The organism is Herminiimonas aquatilis (assembly GCF_042665175.1).
In the GTDB taxonomy this organism is placed as follows: Bacteria; Pseudomonadota; Gammaproteobacteria; order Burkholderiales; family Burkholderiaceae_D; genus Oxalicibacterium; species Oxalicibacterium aquatilis.
This window is the reverse complement of sequence record NZ_JBHTCC010000001.1, coordinates 883,701-901,736: the sequence shown is the minus strand read 5'-3', so window position 1 is coordinate 901,736 and position 18,036 is coordinate 883,701. Positions and strand designations below refer to the sequence as shown.

Annotated in this window: 17 protein-coding genes; 10 read left to right on the top strand and 7 right to left on the bottom strand. The window is 53.6% G+C overall.

What is annotated here, in order from left to right; all coding sequences use genetic code 11:
- Window positions 1-57 precede the first annotated feature (57 nt).
- Both ACFQO0_RS04125 and ACFQO0_RS04120 read right to left on the bottom strand, forming a co-directional pair.
- Entirely contained in the window at window positions 58-708 is a 651-nt protein-coding gene (locus ACFQO0_RS04125; RefSeq protein ID WP_382232763.1) for a histidine phosphatase family protein, read from the bottom strand.
- Between the two features lie 148 nt (window positions 709-856).
- On the bottom strand, window positions 857-1,078 hold the full coding sequence (locus ACFQO0_RS04120; RefSeq protein ID WP_382232762.1) for a hypothetical protein: 222 nt from the start codon (window positions 1,076-1,078) through the stop codon (window positions 857-859).
- 35 nt (window positions 1,079-1,113) lie between these two features.
- Between ACFQO0_RS04120 and ACFQO0_RS04115 the strand changes: the two genes are divergently transcribed.
- Entirely contained in the window at window positions 1,114-2,682 is a 1,569-nt protein-coding gene (locus tag ACFQO0_RS04115) for a DEAD/DEAH box helicase (protein ID WP_382232761.1), read from the top strand.
- 61 nt (window positions 2,683-2,743) lie between these two features.
- Here ACFQO0_RS04115 and gluQRS read toward each other — a convergent pair whose 3' ends face one another.
- Window positions 2,744-3,622, bottom strand: a complete 879-nt coding sequence (gene gluQRS / locus ACFQO0_RS04110; protein ID WP_382232760.1) for a tRNA glutamyl-Q(34) synthetase GluQRS — start codon at window positions 3,620-3,622, stop codon at window positions 2,744-2,746.
- Between the two features lie 12 nt (window positions 3,623-3,634).
- Window positions 3,635-4,552: a LysR family transcriptional regulator gene (locus tag ACFQO0_RS04105; RefSeq protein ID WP_382232759.1), complete on the bottom strand. Its 918-nt coding sequence runs from the start codon at window positions 4,550-4,552 to the stop codon at window positions 3,635-3,637.
- Between the two features lie 136 nt (window positions 4,553-4,688).
- On the opposite strand from ACFQO0_RS04105, the gene ACFQO0_RS04100 reads away from it, so the two are divergent.
- Complete coding sequence (locus tag ACFQO0_RS04100) at window positions 4,689-5,390, top strand: pirin family protein (RefSeq protein ID WP_382232758.1); 702 nt, start codon at window positions 4,689-4,691, stop codon at window positions 5,388-5,390.
- Between the two features lie 58 nt (window positions 5,391-5,448).
- Here the strand turns inward: ACFQO0_RS04100 and ACFQO0_RS04095 are convergent, their stop codons facing one another.
- On the bottom strand, window positions 5,449-6,003 hold the full coding sequence (locus ACFQO0_RS04095) for a cytochrome b (RefSeq protein WP_382232757.1): 555 nt from the start codon (window positions 6,001-6,003) through the stop codon (window positions 5,449-5,451).
- Between the two features lie 191 nt (window positions 6,004-6,194).
- Here ACFQO0_RS04095 and ACFQO0_RS04090 point away from each other — a divergent pair, with 191 nt between their 5' ends.
- Genes ACFQO0_RS04090 through ACFQO0_RS04060 form a run of 7 tightly spaced genes read left to right on the top strand, consistent with a single transcriptional unit; the run spans window position 6,195 to window position 12,475 of the window.
- On the top strand, window positions 6,195-6,809 hold the full coding sequence (locus tag ACFQO0_RS04090; RefSeq protein WP_382232756.1) for a thermostable hemolysin: 615 nt from the start codon (window positions 6,195-6,197) through the stop codon (window positions 6,807-6,809).
- The gene (locus ACFQO0_RS04085; RefSeq protein ID WP_382232755.1) at window positions 6,793-8,256 is read left to right on the top strand and encodes an AMP-binding protein; all 1,464 of its coding nucleotides are present in this window, start codon (window positions 6,793-6,795) and stop codon (window positions 8,254-8,256) included. The genes ACFQO0_RS04090 and ACFQO0_RS04085 overlap by 17 nt, the downstream gene beginning before the upstream one ends.
- Before the next feature lies 1 nt (window position 8,257).
- On the top strand, window positions 8,258-8,938 hold the full coding sequence (locus tag ACFQO0_RS04080) for a TenA family transcriptional regulator (protein ID WP_382232754.1): 681 nt from the start codon (window positions 8,258-8,260) through the stop codon (window positions 8,936-8,938).
- Complete coding sequence (locus ACFQO0_RS04075) at window positions 8,935-9,720, top strand: SDR family oxidoreductase (protein ID WP_382232753.1); 786 nt, start codon at window positions 8,935-8,937, stop codon at window positions 9,718-9,720. The genes ACFQO0_RS04080 and ACFQO0_RS04075 overlap by 4 nt, the downstream gene beginning before the upstream one ends.
- Window positions 9,721-9,740: 20 nt before the next feature.
- Window positions 9,741-10,391 carry a tetratricopeptide repeat protein gene (locus ACFQO0_RS04070; protein ID WP_382232752.1) on the top strand — a complete coding sequence of 217 codons (651 nt, stop codon included), beginning with the start codon at window positions 9,741-9,743 and terminating at the stop codon, window positions 10,389-10,391.
- Between the two features lie 15 nt (window positions 10,392-10,406).
- Window positions 10,407-11,072, top strand: a complete 666-nt coding sequence (locus ACFQO0_RS04065) for a response regulator (protein WP_382232751.1) — start codon at window positions 10,407-10,409, stop codon at window positions 11,070-11,072.
- On the top strand, window positions 11,069-12,475 hold the full coding sequence (locus ACFQO0_RS04060; RefSeq protein WP_382232750.1) for an ATP-binding protein: 1,407 nt from the start codon (window positions 11,069-11,071) through the stop codon (window positions 12,473-12,475). Before ACFQO0_RS04065 ends, ACFQO0_RS04060 begins: the two co-directional genes overlap by 4 nt.
- Before the next feature lie 70 nt (window positions 12,476-12,545).
- On the opposite strand, the gene kdsA is transcribed toward ACFQO0_RS04060, so the two are convergent.
- A complete protein-coding gene (gene kdsA, locus ACFQO0_RS04055) occupies window positions 12,546-13,391 on the bottom strand; it encodes a 3-deoxy-8-phosphooctulonate synthase (protein WP_382232749.1) in 846 nt (281 codons plus the stop codon).
- A 15-nt stretch (window positions 13,392-13,406) separates the two neighbouring features.
- Window positions 13,407-14,288, bottom strand: coding sequence for a sulfurtransferase (locus ACFQO0_RS04050; protein ID WP_382232748.1), 882 nt, complete (start codon window positions 14,286-14,288; stop codon window positions 13,407-13,409).
- A gap of 230 nt (window positions 14,289-14,518) precedes the next feature.
- On the opposite strand from ACFQO0_RS04050, the gene dnaE reads away from it, so the two are divergent.
- Window positions 14,519-17,980, top strand: a complete 3,462-nt coding sequence (gene dnaE, locus ACFQO0_RS04045) for a DNA polymerase III subunit alpha (RefSeq protein WP_382232747.1) — start codon at window positions 14,519-14,521, stop codon at window positions 17,978-17,980.
- Window positions 17,981-18,036: the final 56 nt, after the last annotated feature.

Here is an 18,036-nt window from a genome sequence, read left to right as displayed (position 1 = left end):
AACTCGGTGCGGTAGCGAACCTTTGAGCAGATAACTGAATTTATTGCGGATCGTTGATCAAGGTCGTTTGTTAAGGGAGTTAGAAAGGGAGCCAGAATAACGATTGGCGGAAATGACCTTTCCCTGGCGGTCCACTTTTACCAGGATCATGTCACCCGAGCCTACATTCTCGCCCGAGTATTCCAGGATATTTACCTGATGCGTCACCAGAATCAATGCTTTGCCTTGTTTGTGCGGCAAGGTATTCGCAATGAATTTTTCGAGTTCTCTGGTTTGCGCAGCGGAACTGCCGACATCGCTAAAAAACGATCCTAATGACGGCTCAACATTGATGGCCCCGAAGTTCAAGCCGGTGGCGGTATCGATGCAACGGCACCAAGGACTGGAAACAACTTTCGCCGATGTCACGCCATGCGCGCGCAGCCATTCGCCTAGTAGTTGTGCTTGCTGTTTTCCACGTTCGCCCAAATTTCTTTGGGTTTTGCAGTTCCCCAGGACATAACCCGCTGGATCACCTATTCCTGGCGCATCTGCATGGCGCATCAGTAGTACATGATCAGGTCCCTGCAAGGCCTGCGCTAGCGTCACCGTTTCAGCGAAAACCGGTGCGGCGACAAGAATTGCGGTAATCAGGAAACATTGAGAAATAAGCGATTTTTTCCAGAATATGTCGCGACAATTAGCAAAAATAGATAGACAAGTTGGCATGTAAATCCTTTTCACAGAGAATGGAGGGGGCTGTTTTGCACCGATCGTGCGGCGCGTGATGCTGAATTGTCCGTACAGTACTATTTTAGCGGTATAGAATGTTTGTGCAATGCAACAGCAAGATGGCGTTTTTTACGTCTGTACGCACTCAAGCCATTGATAAATCACGGTAATTCTTCATCCGGCGTATAATGCAGCCTGTCACTGTCGAGGTGGCAATGGCGGTCGAGATGGTCACGATTTTCAATAGCGTCCTGCGTCTGTGCATGCTCCTCGTTTCATTACCAAAGCAAACATTCAAATTTATCGAAAGAGCCAGGTCTTTTTCGGATTCGTTGAGCGGTTCGTTTTCACTATCGCCACCGATCATGCTGCCTCCGCTTGAGGCAAGGCCTGCTACAAAACATGTCCGAGATTCAATCCCAAATTCAGTCCGAAGTTCCAGCCGATAGTCAGCCCGTGCATGTGACTGTTGCATCCGATGCGCCGCCTGCGATCCGCTTCGAAGACTTGGGCCTTGCGCCAGAAATCTTGCGCGCGCTGAACGATCAGGGTTATGTCCACCCAACGCCGATTCAGGCTGAGGCCATTCCTATCGTACTCAAGGGTATTGATTTGATGGGCGCAGCACAAACCGGTACCGGTAAAACGGCTGGCTTCTCGCTGCCTATCATTCAGTTATTGCTTGCGCATGCCAGCACCAGCGCCTCGCCTGCACGCCATCCGGTGCGCGCGCTGATCCTGACGCCTACGCGTGAACTGGCGGATCAGGTCGCAGCGAACGTCAAAGCGTATTGCCGTCACACACCGTTGCGTTCGCTGGTTGTATTCGGTGGCATGGATATGGCGCCGCAAACAGCAGCGTTGCGTAATGGTGTGGAAATCGTCATTGCCACACCGGGCCGCTTGCTCGATCACGTACAGCAAAAAACCATCAACCTGTCGCAGACGCAAATCCTGGTGATGGATGAAGCCGATCGCATGCTGGACATGGGTTTCTTGCCTGACCTGCAACGCATCATTAACTTGCTGCCGAAGAAACGCCAGAACCTGATGTTCTCTGCGACCTTCTCAACGGAAATCAAAAAGCTGGCGGCGACTTTCCTGAAAGATCCCGTCACGATCGAAGTCGCGCGCAGCAATGCGACGGCTGAGAATGTGACGCAGATCATTTACAAGGTAGAAGAGGAAGCAAAGCGCGATGCTGTGTCGTACATCATTCGTCAGCGCGGCTTGAAGCAGGTGATCGTTTTCTCGAATACCAAAATCGGCGCATCGCGTCTGGCGCGCCAGCTGGAAAATGAAGGCGTGAAAGCGTCGGCGATCCATGGCGACAAAACCCAATCAGAACGTATGCAGGCGCTGGAACAATTCAAGAACGGCACGATAGAAGTGCTGGTCGCCACCGATGTCGCGGCACGTGGTCTGGACATCGCCGAACTGCCTTGCGTGATCAATTTTGACTTGCCCTACAACGCCGAAGATTATGTGCATCGCATAGGTCGTACTGGCCGCGCTGGTGCATCGGGTGATGCAATTTCGCTGTTCTCGGACAAGGATGCGCGTCTGCTGGTTGATATTGAAAAGATGATCAAGCATACGTTTGTGCCGGCGGAATTGGTTGGCTTCGCACCGTCATCGGCACGTAGCAATGAGCGCAGTAGTGATCGTGGCAGTGAGCGCGGCAATGACCGTAGGCCCCAAGAACGCAGGCCGCAAGAACGTACTCCGCGTCGCGAGGAATCTTCCAGTCGTCCACCGCGTGAAGCGGAACGCAGTGGCGGTGCCGCGTCCAACGGCAGTCGTAGTGCTTACGCTGCTGCACCACGCAAGGAAAAGGTCGATCCTTTCTTCACCAAACCGTATGAACCTTCGGTTTCTGCAGTGAGCGAAAACAAGCCTGCAGAACAAGCCGCTGCCAAGCCGCAGAAGCACAAGATGGCAGCATTGTTGGGCGGAGCGCCCAAGCGCTAAGTTCAGATGATGGCTGTATCAATAAAAAAGGACGCTCAGGCGTCCTTTTTTATTGATCGTTTCAATTGCCGAATCGTCTGGTCCAGTCTGCAACAGCTTTTTGCCAGAATTCCGCAATCGAATCAGCATGATCTATCTGTAACTGCATGAAGCGCGCGGCGCGTAATAATTCCGTCAGGGGATTATTGAGGTCAAGCGGAGCAGCACCGGTCTGCTTGGATAATTTCTCCCCGACTTCATTCAGCACGACCGGCACATGCATATACGAAGGTGTAGGCAAATCGAGTAGGCGCTGCAGGTAGATCTGGCGTCCGGTGGATTCCAGCAAGTCGGTGCCGCGTACCACATGCGTGATGCCCTGGTCAGCGTCATCGACAACGACTGCCAGTTGATAAGCCCAGTATCCGTCGGCTCGCTTTAAAACGAAATCGCCGACTTCTGTTGCCAGATGTTGCGTCAACTGACCTAGCCATCGATCGTTGAAGGTTACAGTTTCATTTTCTTGACCAATGTCAGGCACGCGTAAACGCAAGGTGCGCGCAACCTTGCCTGCGCTGATGCCATCGCGACAGGTGCCCGGATAAATCGCTGCACCATCTGCTGCAATGCCGAGACGCGAATCGGTAATTTCCTTGCGCGTACAGCCACAGGCATAGGTATGTCCTGCCAGTCTTTTGAATGCAGCTTGATACAGCGGTTTGCGCTGGCTCTGCACGACGACTTCTCCATCGTGCCGCATGCCGAAGATGGTAAGTGCCTGCATGATGGCATCGCTGGCGCCGGCTACAGTGCGCATCTCGTCTATGTCTTCTATGCGCACCAGCCATTGCCCTTGATGCGCCTTCGCATCCAGATAACTGGCCATTGCCGCGACCAGTGAGCCGGCGTGCAAGGGGCCGCTGGGCGACGGAGCAAAACGTCCTGTGTATTTATTCATCATGTTCAGCCTTGCTTATTCCGCCAATAACTTGCGCTGTACGTCGGGGTCGGCCAGTTTGCTTAAAAACCATTTCAGGCATTTACCGCGCGCATCGGTGCGCCACGCATACTGGAGGGCGCCGTCGGGTTTGCTTTCGCTGGTTTGTTTTTCGATCAGTGTGCCGCTGTCGAGATAAGGTTGCGCCCATTTGCGCGGCAGATGGCCGCAGCCCAGGCCGGCAACTTGTGCGGCCAGTTTGTCGCGCACGGTAGGTACCGTCAATGTCGATTGCCCGGTCAGCAGGCCGGACGTGACGCTGGGCAGCATGCGGCCACTGTCGCCGACAGAAATCGCGCGATGTTGTTGCACGATGCTTGCGGATAGCGGTTCATCCAGTTGTGCCAGTGGATGAGTCGGTGCGATGGCGAATACCCAATCGACTTCGCCCATAGGCTTGGCGCGAAAGCCGCCTGAGCCGCGTACCAGATCCGGGCCGTCGTAGGAAATTCCAATCGCCAGATCGGCTTCGCCGTTGATCAGTTTTTCCCAGGTGCCTGACAAGACTTCCGTCGAAAATCGCAGTTGCGTGCCGGAGCTTTGCAAATCGCATTCATTGATCAAGGGGATCATTTTTTCATATGGAATCAAGGCATCCAGCACGATGCGCAACTCGACTTCCCAGCCGGTGGCGGTGCGCTTGACGCGTTGCTCCAGTTCGTCGGCGGCACGCAGCAGATGCCGACCTTCGGTCAGCAATTCCATTCCGGCTGCCGTCAATTTGGCGCGATGGCCGCGTCTGTCGAACAACAGCACATCGAGGTCTTCTTCCAGCTTGCGCACGCTATAGGTCAGAGCAGAGGGCACCCGATCAAGCGCTACCGCGGCCGCGCCGAAGCTGCCTTTGCGGTCTATGGTGTCGAGTATGCGTATCGCTTCTAGCGTCAGATTCATAGTGAAATCCAATATTCAAAATATTTGAACAACTTGTACGCAATTATGCCCTTATTCAATCAGTTTTGATCATCTATAGTGGCACTCATAGGTTGAAACCTAGTCATACAATAAAACTCACCGAAAGGAAGATATCATGCTTGAAGTTCGCAAAAGTGAAGACCGCGGTCACGCAAATCACGGCTGGCTGGATTCGTATCACAGCTTCTCGTTCGCTGAATACTACGATGAACAACATATGGGATTCGGTCCGTTGCGCGTGATCAATGAAGATCGCGTCAATGCCGGCGGCGGGTTCGGCACCCATGGCCATCGCGATATGGAAATTATCAGCTATGTGCTGGATGGCGAGCTGGCGCACAAAGACAGCATGGGTACCGGCAGCGTGATTCGTCCTGGTGATGTGCAAAGAATGAGTGCCGGCAGCGGCGTCCGTCATTCGGAATTCAATCACGCGAAAGACCGGACCACGCATTTCCTGCAAATCTGGATCCAGCCGAATGTGACCGGCATCCCACCGAGCTATGAAGAGAAAAATTTCTCGACAGAAGAAAAACGCGGCCGCCTGCGTTTGATTGCCAGCCCGGATGGGGAAAGCGGTTCCGTGTTGATTCATCAGGATGCCAAGCTGTATGCAGGTCTGTTCGATGGTGCTGAAACGGCATCGTTAGCGATTGCCGCCAGCCGTCTTGCCTATATTCACGTAGCACGCGGGTCGGTGACAGTGAATGGTGTTGCGTTGAAAAATGGCGATGCGCTGAAACTGTCGGATGTGGCGACTGTGGATATCAGCGGTGGCCAACAGGCAGAAGTGCTGGTGTTTGATCTCGCTCCATAAGTGGCAGATCAATGTAAGAAAAAAGCGTGGCATCCACAAGATGCCGCGCTTTTTTTTGCTAGGATTTTTTACGCCGGAACCACATCATTTGCACCGTGTTGTCTTGTTGGATGTAGTAATGGAACAATGCGGCGAGCGTATGCAATGCGATCAAAACATATCCTATCGTTGCAAGTCCTTCATGCAGTTCTTTCAGGTCTCTGGCCCATGCCAGGTTTTTGCCTATCAGCATGGGCAGGGATAGACCAAAATAGTTGATTTGATTGCCGTTTGCGTTCAGCGTTAGCCATCCCAGCAAAGGCAGGCCGAGCAAGATTCCGTACAGCGCGATTTTCACCACCTTTGCCAGCAATCTTTGCAGTGGCGTGGGCGGCGGGGTGATGGTCGTGGTATCGCCGAAACCACGCAGCAGCAAACGCAGCCAGGTCAGGAAAAACAAGGTCAGGCCAGCCGCATAGTGCCAGTCAGCCATGTTGCTGCGCAGGATCGATCCTCGCGCAGCGAGGAATTTGAGATTCATGATTGCGTAGGTGACGACTACCAGAATTACGGACAGCCAGTGCAGGGAAATGGTCACATAGCCATATCCGGTAGTTGTATTTTTCCAGCGCATCTAATGTCCCTTAAAGATTGAAGGCGCAACTGTGCCATCCGAATAGTTAAGGGCTTGTTAAGCGAAGGAGATTTTGCGAAGTTGTTGTTCAAATGCCATATACGCAGCAGGCAAGACGATTTCCCTTAATTAATGTCCAGTTAATGTTCGCTGCATAAGCTGCTTCCAAACTAACAATGTGGGAGTGTCTCATGGCGATGCAGCTTGCACTAACCGGACCTCATACGGGTTCGTCCCCCTGTCCATCTCAGGCCAGACGCAGTGATTGGATTACCCGCGATCATCCGGAGCGCGACAGCCTACAAGATTTCATTGCTGCCGCCTTTTTCAAAACATACGGCGCGCACGTTAGAAATTTTTGCGACATCCTGGTGGGTTGCAAGGATGCAGATGGCGTATGGATTGCAGCGCTAGGATTTTCCCTGGCTAAGAACGGCAAGACCTTTCTCGAACAATATCTCGATGCCCCGCTGGAAAATGAAATTGCCGCCCATGTACGTGTCCCGGTTTCGCGTGCGCACATCGTTGAAGTAGGCAATCTGGCTTCTACCCATGTCGGCGCGGCGCGGGAACTCATCGTCTGCATGACCAGATATCTGCATCAGCAGGGATTGAGTTGGGTTGCATTCACGGCGACGTCGGGTTTGCTGAATTCATTTACCCGCCTGCGTTTGAATCCCAGTGTACTCAAGGTTGCCGATCCGGGCAGACTGCCGGATGGCGGCAAAAGCTGGGGCAGCTATTACGAAACCAAGCCACGCGTCATGTTTGGCGACATCAGGTCCGGTTATGCACAACTGGTTTGAACAAATTCCCGCATCCGGGGTAAAGGTCGAGGGCAGTGGCGCCGCATGGACACACAGCGATTTGCAGACGCACATCGACATGGTGCAGGCGGCATTACTGGCGAGGAAGGTACCAACTGCACCAGTGGCGATTCTTGCCGATAATTCGCCGGAATGGATTGCAATTGACCTGGCAACGCAGAATCTAGGGATAACGCTGATTCCCTTGCCGCTGTTTTTCACGCCGGGGCAATGGATGCATGTGATTGCGAGCAGCGGGGTACAAGCGGTCTACTGTGCACAGCCCGAACAGGCGGCGCAACTTGGCTTTGCCGGCATCGTTGGTGGTCTGGGTAATCTGACTTTGTGCGAACGCGAGTCTGCGGAGGTTTCTGCCGAACTTGCCGGCATCCAGAAAGTGACATTCACCTCAGGCACGACTGCGGAGCCCAAGGGCGTATGCCTGAGTACCGAGCAGCAGTGGGATGTGGCACATGCACTGCACAACAGCCTCGCCTCACTCAATATACAACGTCATCTCAGCGTGCTGCCGCTCGCTGTTTTGCTCGAAAACATCGCGGGAATCTATACCGCGTTGCTGGCCGGAGCGACCGTTATTTGTCCGCCACTGGCGGAAGTCGGCTTGCATGGTGCCAGTGGCTTTGATCCTGATGGATGCCTGAATGCGATCGCGCATCATCAGGCTGAAAGCATCATCTTGCTGCCGCAGATGCTGCAGGCGCTGGTTGCCGTCGCCAGCCAGAATGATGCACGCATTGCGACGCTTAAATTTGTTGCAGTCGGCGGTGCCAAAACTCCGCATGCGCTGATTGAGGCCGCACGCCAAAAGGGCTTTCCAGTTTATGAAGGCTATGGTTTGTCCGAATGCAGTTCGGTGGTTTCGCTGAATGTTCCAGGTGCCGATCGTGTCGGTAGTGTAGGCAAGCCATTGTCGAATCGCCGCGTGCGTATCGCGGCGGACCATGAAATCGAAGTTGGTGGCATGCAGTCCGCACGCTATCTCGGCCAAGTTGACACGCACGCCGAATGGATGCCTACCGGCGATATCGGACATCTCGATGACGACGGTTATCTGTTTATCGACGGTCGCAAGAAGGACATTCTGATTACCGGCTTTGGCCGCAATATCTCGCCCGAATGGCCGGAATCCGTGTTGCTGGGCACTGGTGTCTTTGCGCAAGCTATCGTATTTGGCGATGCCCAACCGTTTCTGATTGCGCTGGTGGTGCCGCTGTCGCGATCGATTGATGCATCAACCATGCAGACGGCAATCGATGCCGCCAATCGTGCCTTGCCGGACTACGCACGTGTCCGGCATTGGCTGGTGGTCGCACCTTTTTCTTCTGCCAGCGGTCTTGCCACAGCAAACGGTCGTTTGCGTAGGCAACTGATCTGGCAACGTTATCAAGAGCAGGCTTCACCCTTATTCGGACAGTCAGGAGAATGATTTGAATTTTTTCGATACCTTGCAGCAGCAAACCACCAATGAACGGCAAGCCTTGTTTGCCGTACCCGTGATTCAGGATGCGCTCAAAGGCGAGATTGTCATTGAGCAGTACATCGCTTTTCTGACGCAGGCATATCACCACGTACGCCATACCGTGCCGCTGTTGATGGCATGCGGCAGTCGTCTCGACGGCAAGCATGAATGGCTGCGCACCGCCATTGCCGAATATATAGAGGAAGAACTGGGTCATGAGGAGTGGGTGCTTTCGGACATCGCCGCCTGTGGTGGCGACGCTGATAAAGTGCGTCACTCGCAACCGCATGCGGCGACCGAGACCATGGTTGCGTATGCCTATCATCAAATTGACAGGCGCAATCCGATCGGATTCTTCGGCATGGTCCATGTGCTTGAAGGAACCAGCACGGCACTCGCGACCAATGCGGCATCCACCATACAGGGCGCGCTGGCATTGCCACCGGCAGCCTTCAGCTATCTGAACTCTCACGGCAGCCTGGATATCGCACACGTGCAGTTTTTCGAAAGCCTGATGAACCGTCTTGAGCATGCCGACGATCAGCAGGCTGTCGTGCATTGCGCCAGCATGGTCTACAAACTATACGGCGATATTTTCAGAAGTCTGCCGACAAAAAGCAGGGTGTTGCTAACCGGGGAAGTCGCATGACGACAACATATCGCGCCATATTGACCGGTGCCGCTGGCGGGATCGGTCAGGCGATTGCCATGGAGCTGTTGCCGCAGTCAGATTATTTGATCCTGGTCGGTCGAAATCGGGATGCCCTGGAGACTTTGCAAAAAAAGCTAGGCACGGACAAAACGCATATCGTAGATGGCGATCTTACGCAGCAGGCAACGCTGGATAAAATTGAGCAGCTGGCGCGTGCGCTGGGCGGCATCAATTTGCTGATCAACAATGCCGGCAGCAATGATTTTCATGCGTTTGAAACGCAGTCCAGCGATGCAATACGCAATATGATTAATATCAATTTGCTGGCACCCATGCTGCTCTCCCGCCAATTGATTCCCTTGCTTAAAAAAGAAGCACGCGCACAAATCATCAATATCGGTTCCATCATGGGTTTCATCGGCTTTCCTGGATATGCGGCTTACTGCGCGAGTAAATCAGGATTGCGCGGCTTTACGCAATCCTTGCGCCGTGAACTGGCCGATACCCCGATTGATGTACGTCACTTTGCACCCCGTGCGACACGCACGGCGATCAATAGCAGCGCGGCCGCATCGATGAATCGTGAACTGAAAACGGCGGAAGATACGCCGGTAGCGGTCGGTCGTGCTTTCAATGTCTTCTTGAACGGTGTCGCGCGCGAGCACACGCTGGGCAGGAAGGAATCCTTTTTTGTATTCATCAACAAGGTGCTGCCGGTACTGCCGGAACGCGCCATCCGCGGACAATTGAGCATCATCCGCAAACATCTTCCCAAGTAATCTACTAAAGAGAGACAACAATGAAAAATATCGCAAAAATTCTGGCAGCCTTTGCCTGGTCCATGACCTTGCTTGCCGCACCTGCTTTTGCCGCAGTCGAAGATGATGTCGCCAAACTGCAGCATGAGTGGGAGCGCATCAAATATCAGACGCCGCAGGCGGAGCAGGAGAAAGGCTATGAACAATTGGTCAAGGAAGCGGATAAGGCTGTCGCACAAAATCCGAATCGTGCGGAAACATTGATTTGGCATGGCATCATTGATGCGAGCTATGCCGGTGCCAAAGGCGGGCTGGGTGCGCTGTCATTGGCAAAGAGTGCCAAAAGCGCGTTCGAGCATGCACTGGAAATCGATCCCAATGCCCTGAGTGGATCTGCGTATACGAGCCTGGGTTCACTGTACTATCAAGTACCTGGTTGGCCTATCGGGTTTGGTGACGATAAAAAAGCGCTGACGTTTTTGAAAAAAGGCTTGGCTGCCAATCCCGACGGCATAGATCCAAACTATTTTTACGGTGACTTTTTGTTCCGTGCGGGCGACCTGGACAATGCCGAGCGTGTCTTGCGCAAAGCCTTGCAGGCGGCGCCGCGTACCGGACGCAAGATTTCAGATGAAGGTCGTCGCAACGAAATCAATCAATTACTTGATAAGATTGCAGCCAAGCGAAAATAACCTGAGGAAGTGCAATTGCGGATATTACTGGTCGAAGATGATCCCCTGCTGGTTTCAGGCTTGATATTGGCGCTGCAGAGAGCGCACTACACAGTGGAGCACGTCGCTGACGGTAAAAGTGCGGTACGTGCGCTCGGCGACAATACTTTCGATCTGGTTATCCTCGACCTCGGCTTGCCTTTGATGGATGGCACCGAGGTACTCAAGACTCTTCGTAGTAGCGGCCACATGGTGCCGGTCTTGATACTGTCCGCCCGTGATGCGACCGAAGATCGCATACTTGGACTCGATCTCGGCGCCGATGATTATCTGGTCAAGCCCTTCGAGTTGGGCGAGTTGCTGGCGCGTCTGCGTGTTCTGGAGCGCCGTCGTAGCGGTGGGACAGTGAATCAGTTGCAGATCGGTAAACTGGTATTGGATCTGGCCGGGTTCTCGGTAATCTGGGACGGCCAGCCCGTCGAATTGGTGCGCAGAGAATTCATGCTGCTTAAACATTTGGCCGAAAGTCCGCAAAGAGTATTTAATCGCGCGCAACTTGAAGAATCTCTTTATGGCTGGGGTGAGGGCGTGGAAAGCAATACCATCGATGTGCATGTGCACCATATACGCAAAAAAATCTCTCCTGATGTGATCAAGACCATACGCGGCGTCGGCTACCGGATTGGTCAGGTCGACGCATGAGCGAGAAGACTTATTCGATACGCCGCAGGCTCGTCGGCGGTACCCTGATCCTGATGATCGTTATTTTTGGCGGGATCAGCATTGCCGCGCGCGAACTCGCCATTCATGAATCAAAAGAATTATTCAGTGCGCGACTTGCCACCTCGGCCCGGGTTCTGGAAGCGCTGGTTGCGCGGCAGCTGGAAAAAGCCAGTGTCGCCAACCCGATCATCATCGCCTTGCCGAAACAGCTGGAAGAACCGCAAGGCGATGCGCCAGAAGAGTTCGGTCATCCCTATGAAACCAAGATCGCTTTTCAGGTGTGGCGCGATGGCGGTCCTCTGCTTGCGAAATCCGCGTCCGCGCCGGATATCCCGCTCGGCACCTTGAAGGCTGGATTCGGCACGAATAAAATCGATGACGATTTATGGCAGTTGTTTGCGTTGCGCTCGGGCGACGTATGGATTATCACAGCAGAAAAAGATGAAGTACGACAGGAGATGGCCAACGGCATAGGCTTGTCGATATTGTTGCCGCTGGTACTAGGTGGGCTGCTGATGCTGATTGCCGTCAATGTGGTGTTGACGATCAATATGCGATCTTTGCGTGAACTGGCCGATCGTATCGGCAAACGTGAACCAGAGTCCCTGGCACTGATTCACCTCGACAGGACGCCGGATGAACTGGCACCGATTGTGACAGAGCTGAACAGTTTGCTGACCAGGGTAAAGGCGACTTTCGAGCGTGAGCAACGCTTCATTAACGCTGCTGCACACGAAATCCGCACGCCTATCGCCGCCCTGCAGCTGCATGTAGAGAATGCGCAGCGCGCCAATACGGCAGAGGAGCGCGAAAAATCCCTTAATGATGCGATGCAGGGTGTTCGAAGAACGGCGAAACTGGCCGAGCAATTACTGGTGCTGAGTCGTATTGCGGCGAAAGGAGCGAAAGAGAATTTTCAGCCTGTATTGCTGTCGCAAGTCAGTTGCGAAGTCATTGCCGTGCATGAGCCATTGTTGACGCGGCGCGGACAGGTGATAGGGCTGGATGTAGATGGCGAGGTGGCGGTGTGGGGCGAGCCCTACAAGCTGCAGCGACTGCTCCAAAACCTGATCGAAAATGCTTCGCAGTATGGCAAGAAAGACGGCGAGATTCAGGTCGACATTCGGCAGTCTCCCGAAGGCATGGTGTGGAGTATTTCCAATGATGGGCCGCCGATTCCGGACGAGGAAATGAAGAATATCTTCATGCCCTACTACCGTATCCTCGGCACGGATGCGCCCGGCTCCGGTCTGGGGCTGGCCATCGTCAACGAAATTGTAGAGCAACACCATGCGCATATCGAGATGCGGCGCAAAGCCGACGGGCAAGGCAATGTCGCCACCGTGATGTTCAAGTGCATGAGCGCTCCCACCGCAGCGTGACGGCTTGTTGAACTTGAAATAAAAAACGCGGCATACAGCCGCGTTTTTTATTTCAACGACGCGTCCTCGCTCAGGCTTCGATATCCAGCGGCGCAAACGATTTAACCAAATCGTCGAGCTGTTTCAATTGAGCTAAAAACGGTTCTAGTTTATCCAGCGGCAGGGCACTAGGGCCATCGCATTTTGCAGATTTTGGATCCGGATGCGCTTCCAAAAACAATCCGGCAAGTCCGACTCCCATGCCGGCGCGCGCCAGGTCTGCCACTTGTTCGCGGCGACCGCCTGAGGCGGCGCCCCCCGGATCGCGTTGTTGCAAAGCATGCGTGACGTCAAAAATAATCGGCAGGTTATGGCAGACTTTTTTCATTACGCCAAAGCCGAGCATGTCGACCACCAGATTGTCGTAGCCGAAGCAGGTACCGCGATCACAGAGGATCAACTGTTCATTGCCGGCTTCCTTGAATTTTTCAACGATATTCAACATCTGCGACGGACTGAGGAATTGCGGCTTCTTGATGTTGATGACGCGACCGGTTTTTGCCAGTGCTACTACCAGATCGGTTTGGCGCGCGAGGAAAGCCGGCAACTGCAATACGTCGGCGACTTCCGCCACGATCGCAGCCTGGTGCACTTCATGGACGTCGGTAATGACCGGCACATTGAAGGTCTTTTTAACTTCTTCAAAAATGCGCATGCCTTCTTCCAGTCCGGGGCCGCGATAGGAATGGATAGATGAACGGTTGGCTTTGTCGAACGAAGCCTTGAATACATAAGGAATGCCGAGTTTTTGCGTGACGCGCACATATTCTTCGCAAGACTTCATGGCAAGGTCGCGCGACTCTAGTACGTTGATGCCGCCGAACAAGACGAAGGGCGCTGCATTGTCGACCTTGATGGTGCTGTTGATAGTGATCATGTTGGTTTCTTTGACTTAAAGAGAGTGGAGCGACGCTGCAGCTTGCGAATTTTCGCTTGAAGACGGTGCGCAATGTGGGCAGGATTTTCCCGCGCTGAATAATGGCGACAATTGTTCACGTGGCGATACGGTTGCATTACATGCGGCGCAGGTTGTTGCCAAGGCAGGTTCCAGTCGCGGATTGAGCGCGGTGCGATGGTCGAACACGAAGCAGTCGCCAGTGTAATGATCGCCGCCGACCTCTTCAAAATACTTCAAGATGCCGCCATCGAGCTGGTACACGCTGTTGTAACCGACATCTTTCATATAAATAGCGGCTTTTTCGCAGCGGATGCCACCGGTGCAAAACGTGACGATGGTTTTATCGTTCAGCGCATCCTTGTTCTTGGCGACGATGTCGGGGAATTCGCTGAATTTTTCTATGCGGTAATCGATGGTGTCATCGAAGGTGCCGACATCCACTTCAAACGCATTGCGCGTATCCATCATCACGACCGGTTTGCCGCTGTCGTCATGGCCCTGATCCAGCCAGCGCTTCAGTGTGCTGGCGCCGACTGAGGGTGCGCGACCCAGTTCTGGCTTGATCAGTGGGTGCTTCATCGTGATGATTTCGCGCTTGAGTTTGACCAGCATGTATTTGAAAGGCTGGTCTTCGGAATAGCTTTCCTTGACTTCCAGATCGGCGAAGCGTGCATCTGCACGTACCCAAGCGAGAAAGTTGTCGATATCCGCGCGCGTTCCCGCCAGAAAAAGGTTGATGCCTTCCGGGCTGAGTAGAACCGTACCTTTTAACGATAATTGCGTGCACTTGGCGATAAATTCCGGGCGCTTCTCTGCCGTATCGTCAAAGCTGATGAATTTGTAGGCGGCGATATTAACGAATGATGTGGAGTGCATGCTGGCTTCTTGAGGTGATTGCTCTTGCAAAGAGGACAATGTTCTACTGCTCATGGCCAGCTTTTTCCGCTATCGGGGGACGATTTATAGGGCGATGTATTCGACGAATATCGCGCTATATAAGGCCGGAAGCGGGATGTAGCAAGGCATGAACAAGCCGACATTATAAACTTCGCATTCGGGAATGCTGAAATGTCTGTTGAAAGGGGTGGTCGCGGTAGAATACCGCCATGATTTCTCCGCAATTTATTCACCTCCGCTTGCATTCCGAATATTCGATCGTCGATGGCTTGATCCGTATCGACGATGTGATCCAGGCGGCTGCCGCCGATGCACAGCCTTCGCTCGCAATTACCGATCTTGCCAACCTATTTGGCATGGTCAAATTTTATAAAGAAGCTCGCTCCAAGGGCATCAAGCCGATTGTTGGCTGCGACGTATGGATCAGCAATGATAACGACAAGGACAAGCCGTCGCGCCTGCTGTTGCTGGTCAAGAACAAGACCGGTTATCTGCAATTGTGCGAACTGCTGTCGAAAGCGTGGCTGACCAATCTGCATCGCGGCCGCGCCGAAATTCGTCCTGAATGGCTGGCGCAGCTTGCTGCCGAAGGCGGGCCGAATGGTTTGATCGTTTTGTCCGGCGCGCATTTCGGCGATGTCGGCATGGCGATCGACAACGGCAATCTGGCGGGCGCCGAACGCCATGCCAAGCGCTGGGCAGACATGTTCCCAGGACATTTTTATATCGAAGTGCAGCGGGCCGATCAACCGAATATGGATGCGCATGTGCGCCAGGCGTCGGTACTTGCCGCCAAATTGAATCTGCCGTTGGTGGCGACGCATCCGGTGCAATTCCTCGATCAAAACGAGTTTACTGCGCATGAAGCGCGCACCTGTATTTCTGAAGGTGAAATGCTGGCGAATCCGCGTCGCATCAAGCGCTTCAATGAGCGGCAGCGTTTTACGACGCAGGCTGAAATGGCGGAATTGTTCGCCGACATGCCTAACGCATTGCAGAACTCGGTTGAAATCGCCAAGCGTTGCAATCTGGTGCTGGAATTGGGCAAGCCGAAGCTGCCTAATTTCCCCACACCTGACGGCTCATCCATCGATGAATTCCTTGTCAAGGAAGCGCAGCGCGGCCTGGAAGCGCGGCTGCAGCATTTGTATCCTGATCCTGAACAACGCGAAAAAAATCGCGAGCGTTATCAGGCACGTCTGAAGTTCGAGACCGATACCATCATTCACATGGGTTTCCCCGGTTACTTCCTGATCGTGGCCGACTTTATCAAGTGGGCAAAAAATAATGGCGTGCCGGTCGGACCGGGTCGCGGTTCAGGTGCCGGTTCACTTGTGGCGTATTCGCTATTGATTACGGATCTGGATCCGTTGCAATACAACCTGCTGTTCGAGCGCTTTCTGAATCCTGAACGGGTTTCCATGCCCGATTTCGATATCGACTTTTGCCAGGAAGGGCGCGATCGCGTCATTCAATATGTAAAAGATCAGTACGGCAAGGATGCGGTGTCGCAGATCGCGACCTTCGGTACGATGGCCGCCAAAGGTGCAGTGCGCGACGTTGGTCGCGTGCTGGATTTCGGCTACAACTTCTGCGATGGCATTTCCAAACTGATTCCATTCAAGCCGGGCAAACTGGTCACGATAGCCGACGCAATCAAGGAAGAACCGCTGCTGGCCGAGCGTCTGGAAAATGAAGAAGAAGTAAAGCAGTTGCTGGAACTGGCGCAACAGGTCGAAGGCATCGCCCGTAACATCGGCATGCATGCGGGTGGTGTGTTGATCGCGCCGGGCAAGCTGACTGACTTTTGTCCTTTATATACGCAGGGCGGCGATGCCGGCGTCGTATCCCAATACGATAAAGACGACGTGGAAGCGGTCGGTCTGGTGAAGTTCGACTTTTTGGGTTTGACTACGCTGACGATCCTTGATCGTGCCGTCCGTTACATCAAGGATCTTGATCCGGCGATGGCAGACTTTTCTTTGGAAAAACTGCCGCTCAATGACAGGCCTTCGTATGACTTGTTGACCAAGGCGAAAACAGTCGCTGTGTTCCAGCTGGAAAGCCGCGGCATGCAAGGCATGCTGAAGGATGCGCGTCCCGATCGCTTCGAAGACATTATTGCGCTGGTCGCCTTGTACCGTCCTGGTCCTATGGATCTGATCCCGGATTTTTGCCGACGCAAACACGGTGAACGTTTCGAATATCCGGATCCGCGTACCGAAGCCATCTTGTCGGAAACCTACGGCATCATGGTGTATCAGGAACAGGTTATGCAGATGGCGCAGGTTATCGGCGGTTACTCGCTGGGTGGCGCAGATCTGTTGCGTCGCGCGATGGGTAAGAAGAAAGCCGAAGAAATGGCGCAGCATCGCGAGCTGTTCCGCGCTGGTGCTGCGAAGAATGATCTCTCCGCTGAAAAAGCCGACGAGATTTTCGATTTGATGGAAAAATTTGCCGGCTACGGTTTCAATAAATCGCATGCTGCTGCCTACGCCTTGCTGTCGTATCACACCGCATATTTAAAAGCGCATCATCCGGCCGCGTTCATGGCCGCCAACTTGTCGCTGGCGATGGACGATACCGACAAGATCAAGATTCTGGTCGAGGATGCGCTTGATGTCTGCGGCCTGACGCTGCTGCCGCCGGATATCAATCAATCCGACTATCGCTTTACGCCAGTCGGCGTGCCTGGCAAAAAAGCCATGCAAATACGGTACGGGCTGGGTGCCGTCAAAGGTTCGGGCAAGAGCGCGATCGATGCGATAGTGGTAGCACGTCAAGGCCGGCCCTTTACCGATCTGTTCGATTTCTGCAAACGTGTCGATAAACGCCAGATCAATCGTCGCACCATCGATTCGCTGATACGCGGCGGGGCTTTTGATTGCTTTAACGTTGATCGTGCGATCTTGCTGGCATCGGTCGGCTTTGCGATGGAATGTGCAGAACAAGCAGAGGCGGCAGCCAATCAAGTTAGCCTGTTCGGCGGCGACGACAGCGATCTGGAAACGCCGCCTGAATACGTCAAGGTCTCGCCGTGGAGCGACAAGCAGAAACTGACCGAAGAAAAAGCGGCATTGGGTTTTTACCTGTCCGGCCACTTGTTCAATGCATATGCAGAAGAAGCGCGCCGTTTTGCACGTACCAGTTTGAGCAAACTGGAGCCCTCGCGTGAACCGCGCACGATAGCCGGCGTGATTTCCGGCGTGCGCACACAAATGACACAGCGCGGGCGCATGATCATCGTCACACTGGACGATGGCACCGCGACAGTGGACGTGACCGTCTACAACGAAGTGTTTGATGCGAATCGCAATCTGTTCAAGGAAGATGAATTTCTCGCCGTGTCGGGCAAGATCTCCGAAGACCGTTTCTCCGGCGGCTTGCGGATTACGGCTGAAAAAGTCATGGATATCGCTGCCGTACGCATTCAGTATGCGAAAGGTATCTATCTGTCCTTGCAGGCATCTGCCGACATCAATACGCTGCTTGCAACATTGAAGGCTGCGGCACGCGCAGATGGCAGCCCGGTGGTGATTCAGTACCAGAATCCGAAAGGCATGTCTGAGCTGCGTCTGGCAGAACAGTGGCGCATCAATCCTGATGACAACACCAAACAAAAACTAATCGATTTATATTCGGAAAAAAATGTACAGATCGCGTATGACTGATCGCTTGCAGAATTTTATGCAATTGCAGTCCCTGTGCGCGATAGTCGCTGTTCACA

Excerpts from the sequence above, each read along its gene's own strand:
- ACFQO0_RS04125 (WP_382232763.1), bottom strand. The coding sequence starts at position 708 with ATGCCAACTTGTCTATCTATTTTTGCTAATTGTCGCGACATATTCTGG.
- ACFQO0_RS04120 (WP_382232762.1), bottom strand. The coding sequence starts at position 1,078 with ATGATCGGTGGCGATAGTGAAAACGAACCGCTCAACGAATCCGAAAAA.
- ACFQO0_RS04115 (WP_382232761.1), top strand. The coding sequence starts at position 1,114 with ATGTCCGAGATTCAATCCCAAATTCAGTCCGAAGTTCCAGCCGATAGT.
- gluQRS (WP_382232760.1), bottom strand. The coding sequence starts at position 3,622 with ATGATGAATAAATACACAGGACGTTTTGCTCCGTCGCCCAGCGGCCCC.
- ACFQO0_RS04105 (WP_382232759.1), bottom strand. The coding sequence starts at position 4,552 with ATGAATCTGACGCTAGAAGCGATACGCATACTCGACACCATAGACCGC.
- ACFQO0_RS04100 (WP_382232758.1), top strand. The coding sequence starts at position 4,689 with ATGCTTGAAGTTCGCAAAAGTGAAGACCGCGGTCACGCAAATCACGGC.
- ACFQO0_RS04095 (WP_382232757.1), bottom strand. The coding sequence starts at position 6,003 with ATGCGCTGGAAAAATACAACTACCGGATATGGCTATGTGACCATTTCC.
- ACFQO0_RS04090 (WP_382232756.1), top strand. The coding sequence starts at position 6,195 with ATGGCGATGCAGCTTGCACTAACCGGACCTCATACGGGTTCGTCCCCC.
- ACFQO0_RS04085 (WP_382232755.1), top strand. The coding sequence starts at position 6,793 with ATGCACAACTGGTTTGAACAAATTCCCGCATCCGGGGTAAAGGTCGAG.
- ACFQO0_RS04075 (WP_382232753.1), top strand. The coding sequence starts at position 8,935 with ATGACGACAACATATCGCGCCATATTGACCGGTGCCGCTGGCGGGATC.
- ACFQO0_RS04070 (WP_382232752.1), top strand. The coding sequence starts at position 9,741 with ATGAAAAATATCGCAAAAATTCTGGCAGCCTTTGCCTGGTCCATGACC.
- ACFQO0_RS04060 (WP_382232750.1), top strand. The coding sequence starts at position 11,069 with ATGAGCGAGAAGACTTATTCGATACGCCGCAGGCTCGTCGGCGGTACC.
- kdsA (WP_382232749.1), bottom strand. The coding sequence starts at position 13,391 with ATGATCACTATCAACAGCACCATCAAGGTCGACAATGCAGCGCCCTTC.
- ACFQO0_RS04050 (WP_382232748.1), bottom strand. The coding sequence starts at position 14,288 with ATGCACTCCACATCATTCGTTAATATCGCCGCCTACAAATTCATCAGC.
- dnaE (WP_382232747.1), top strand. The coding sequence starts at position 14,519 with ATGATTTCTCCGCAATTTATTCACCTCCGCTTGCATTCCGAATATTCG.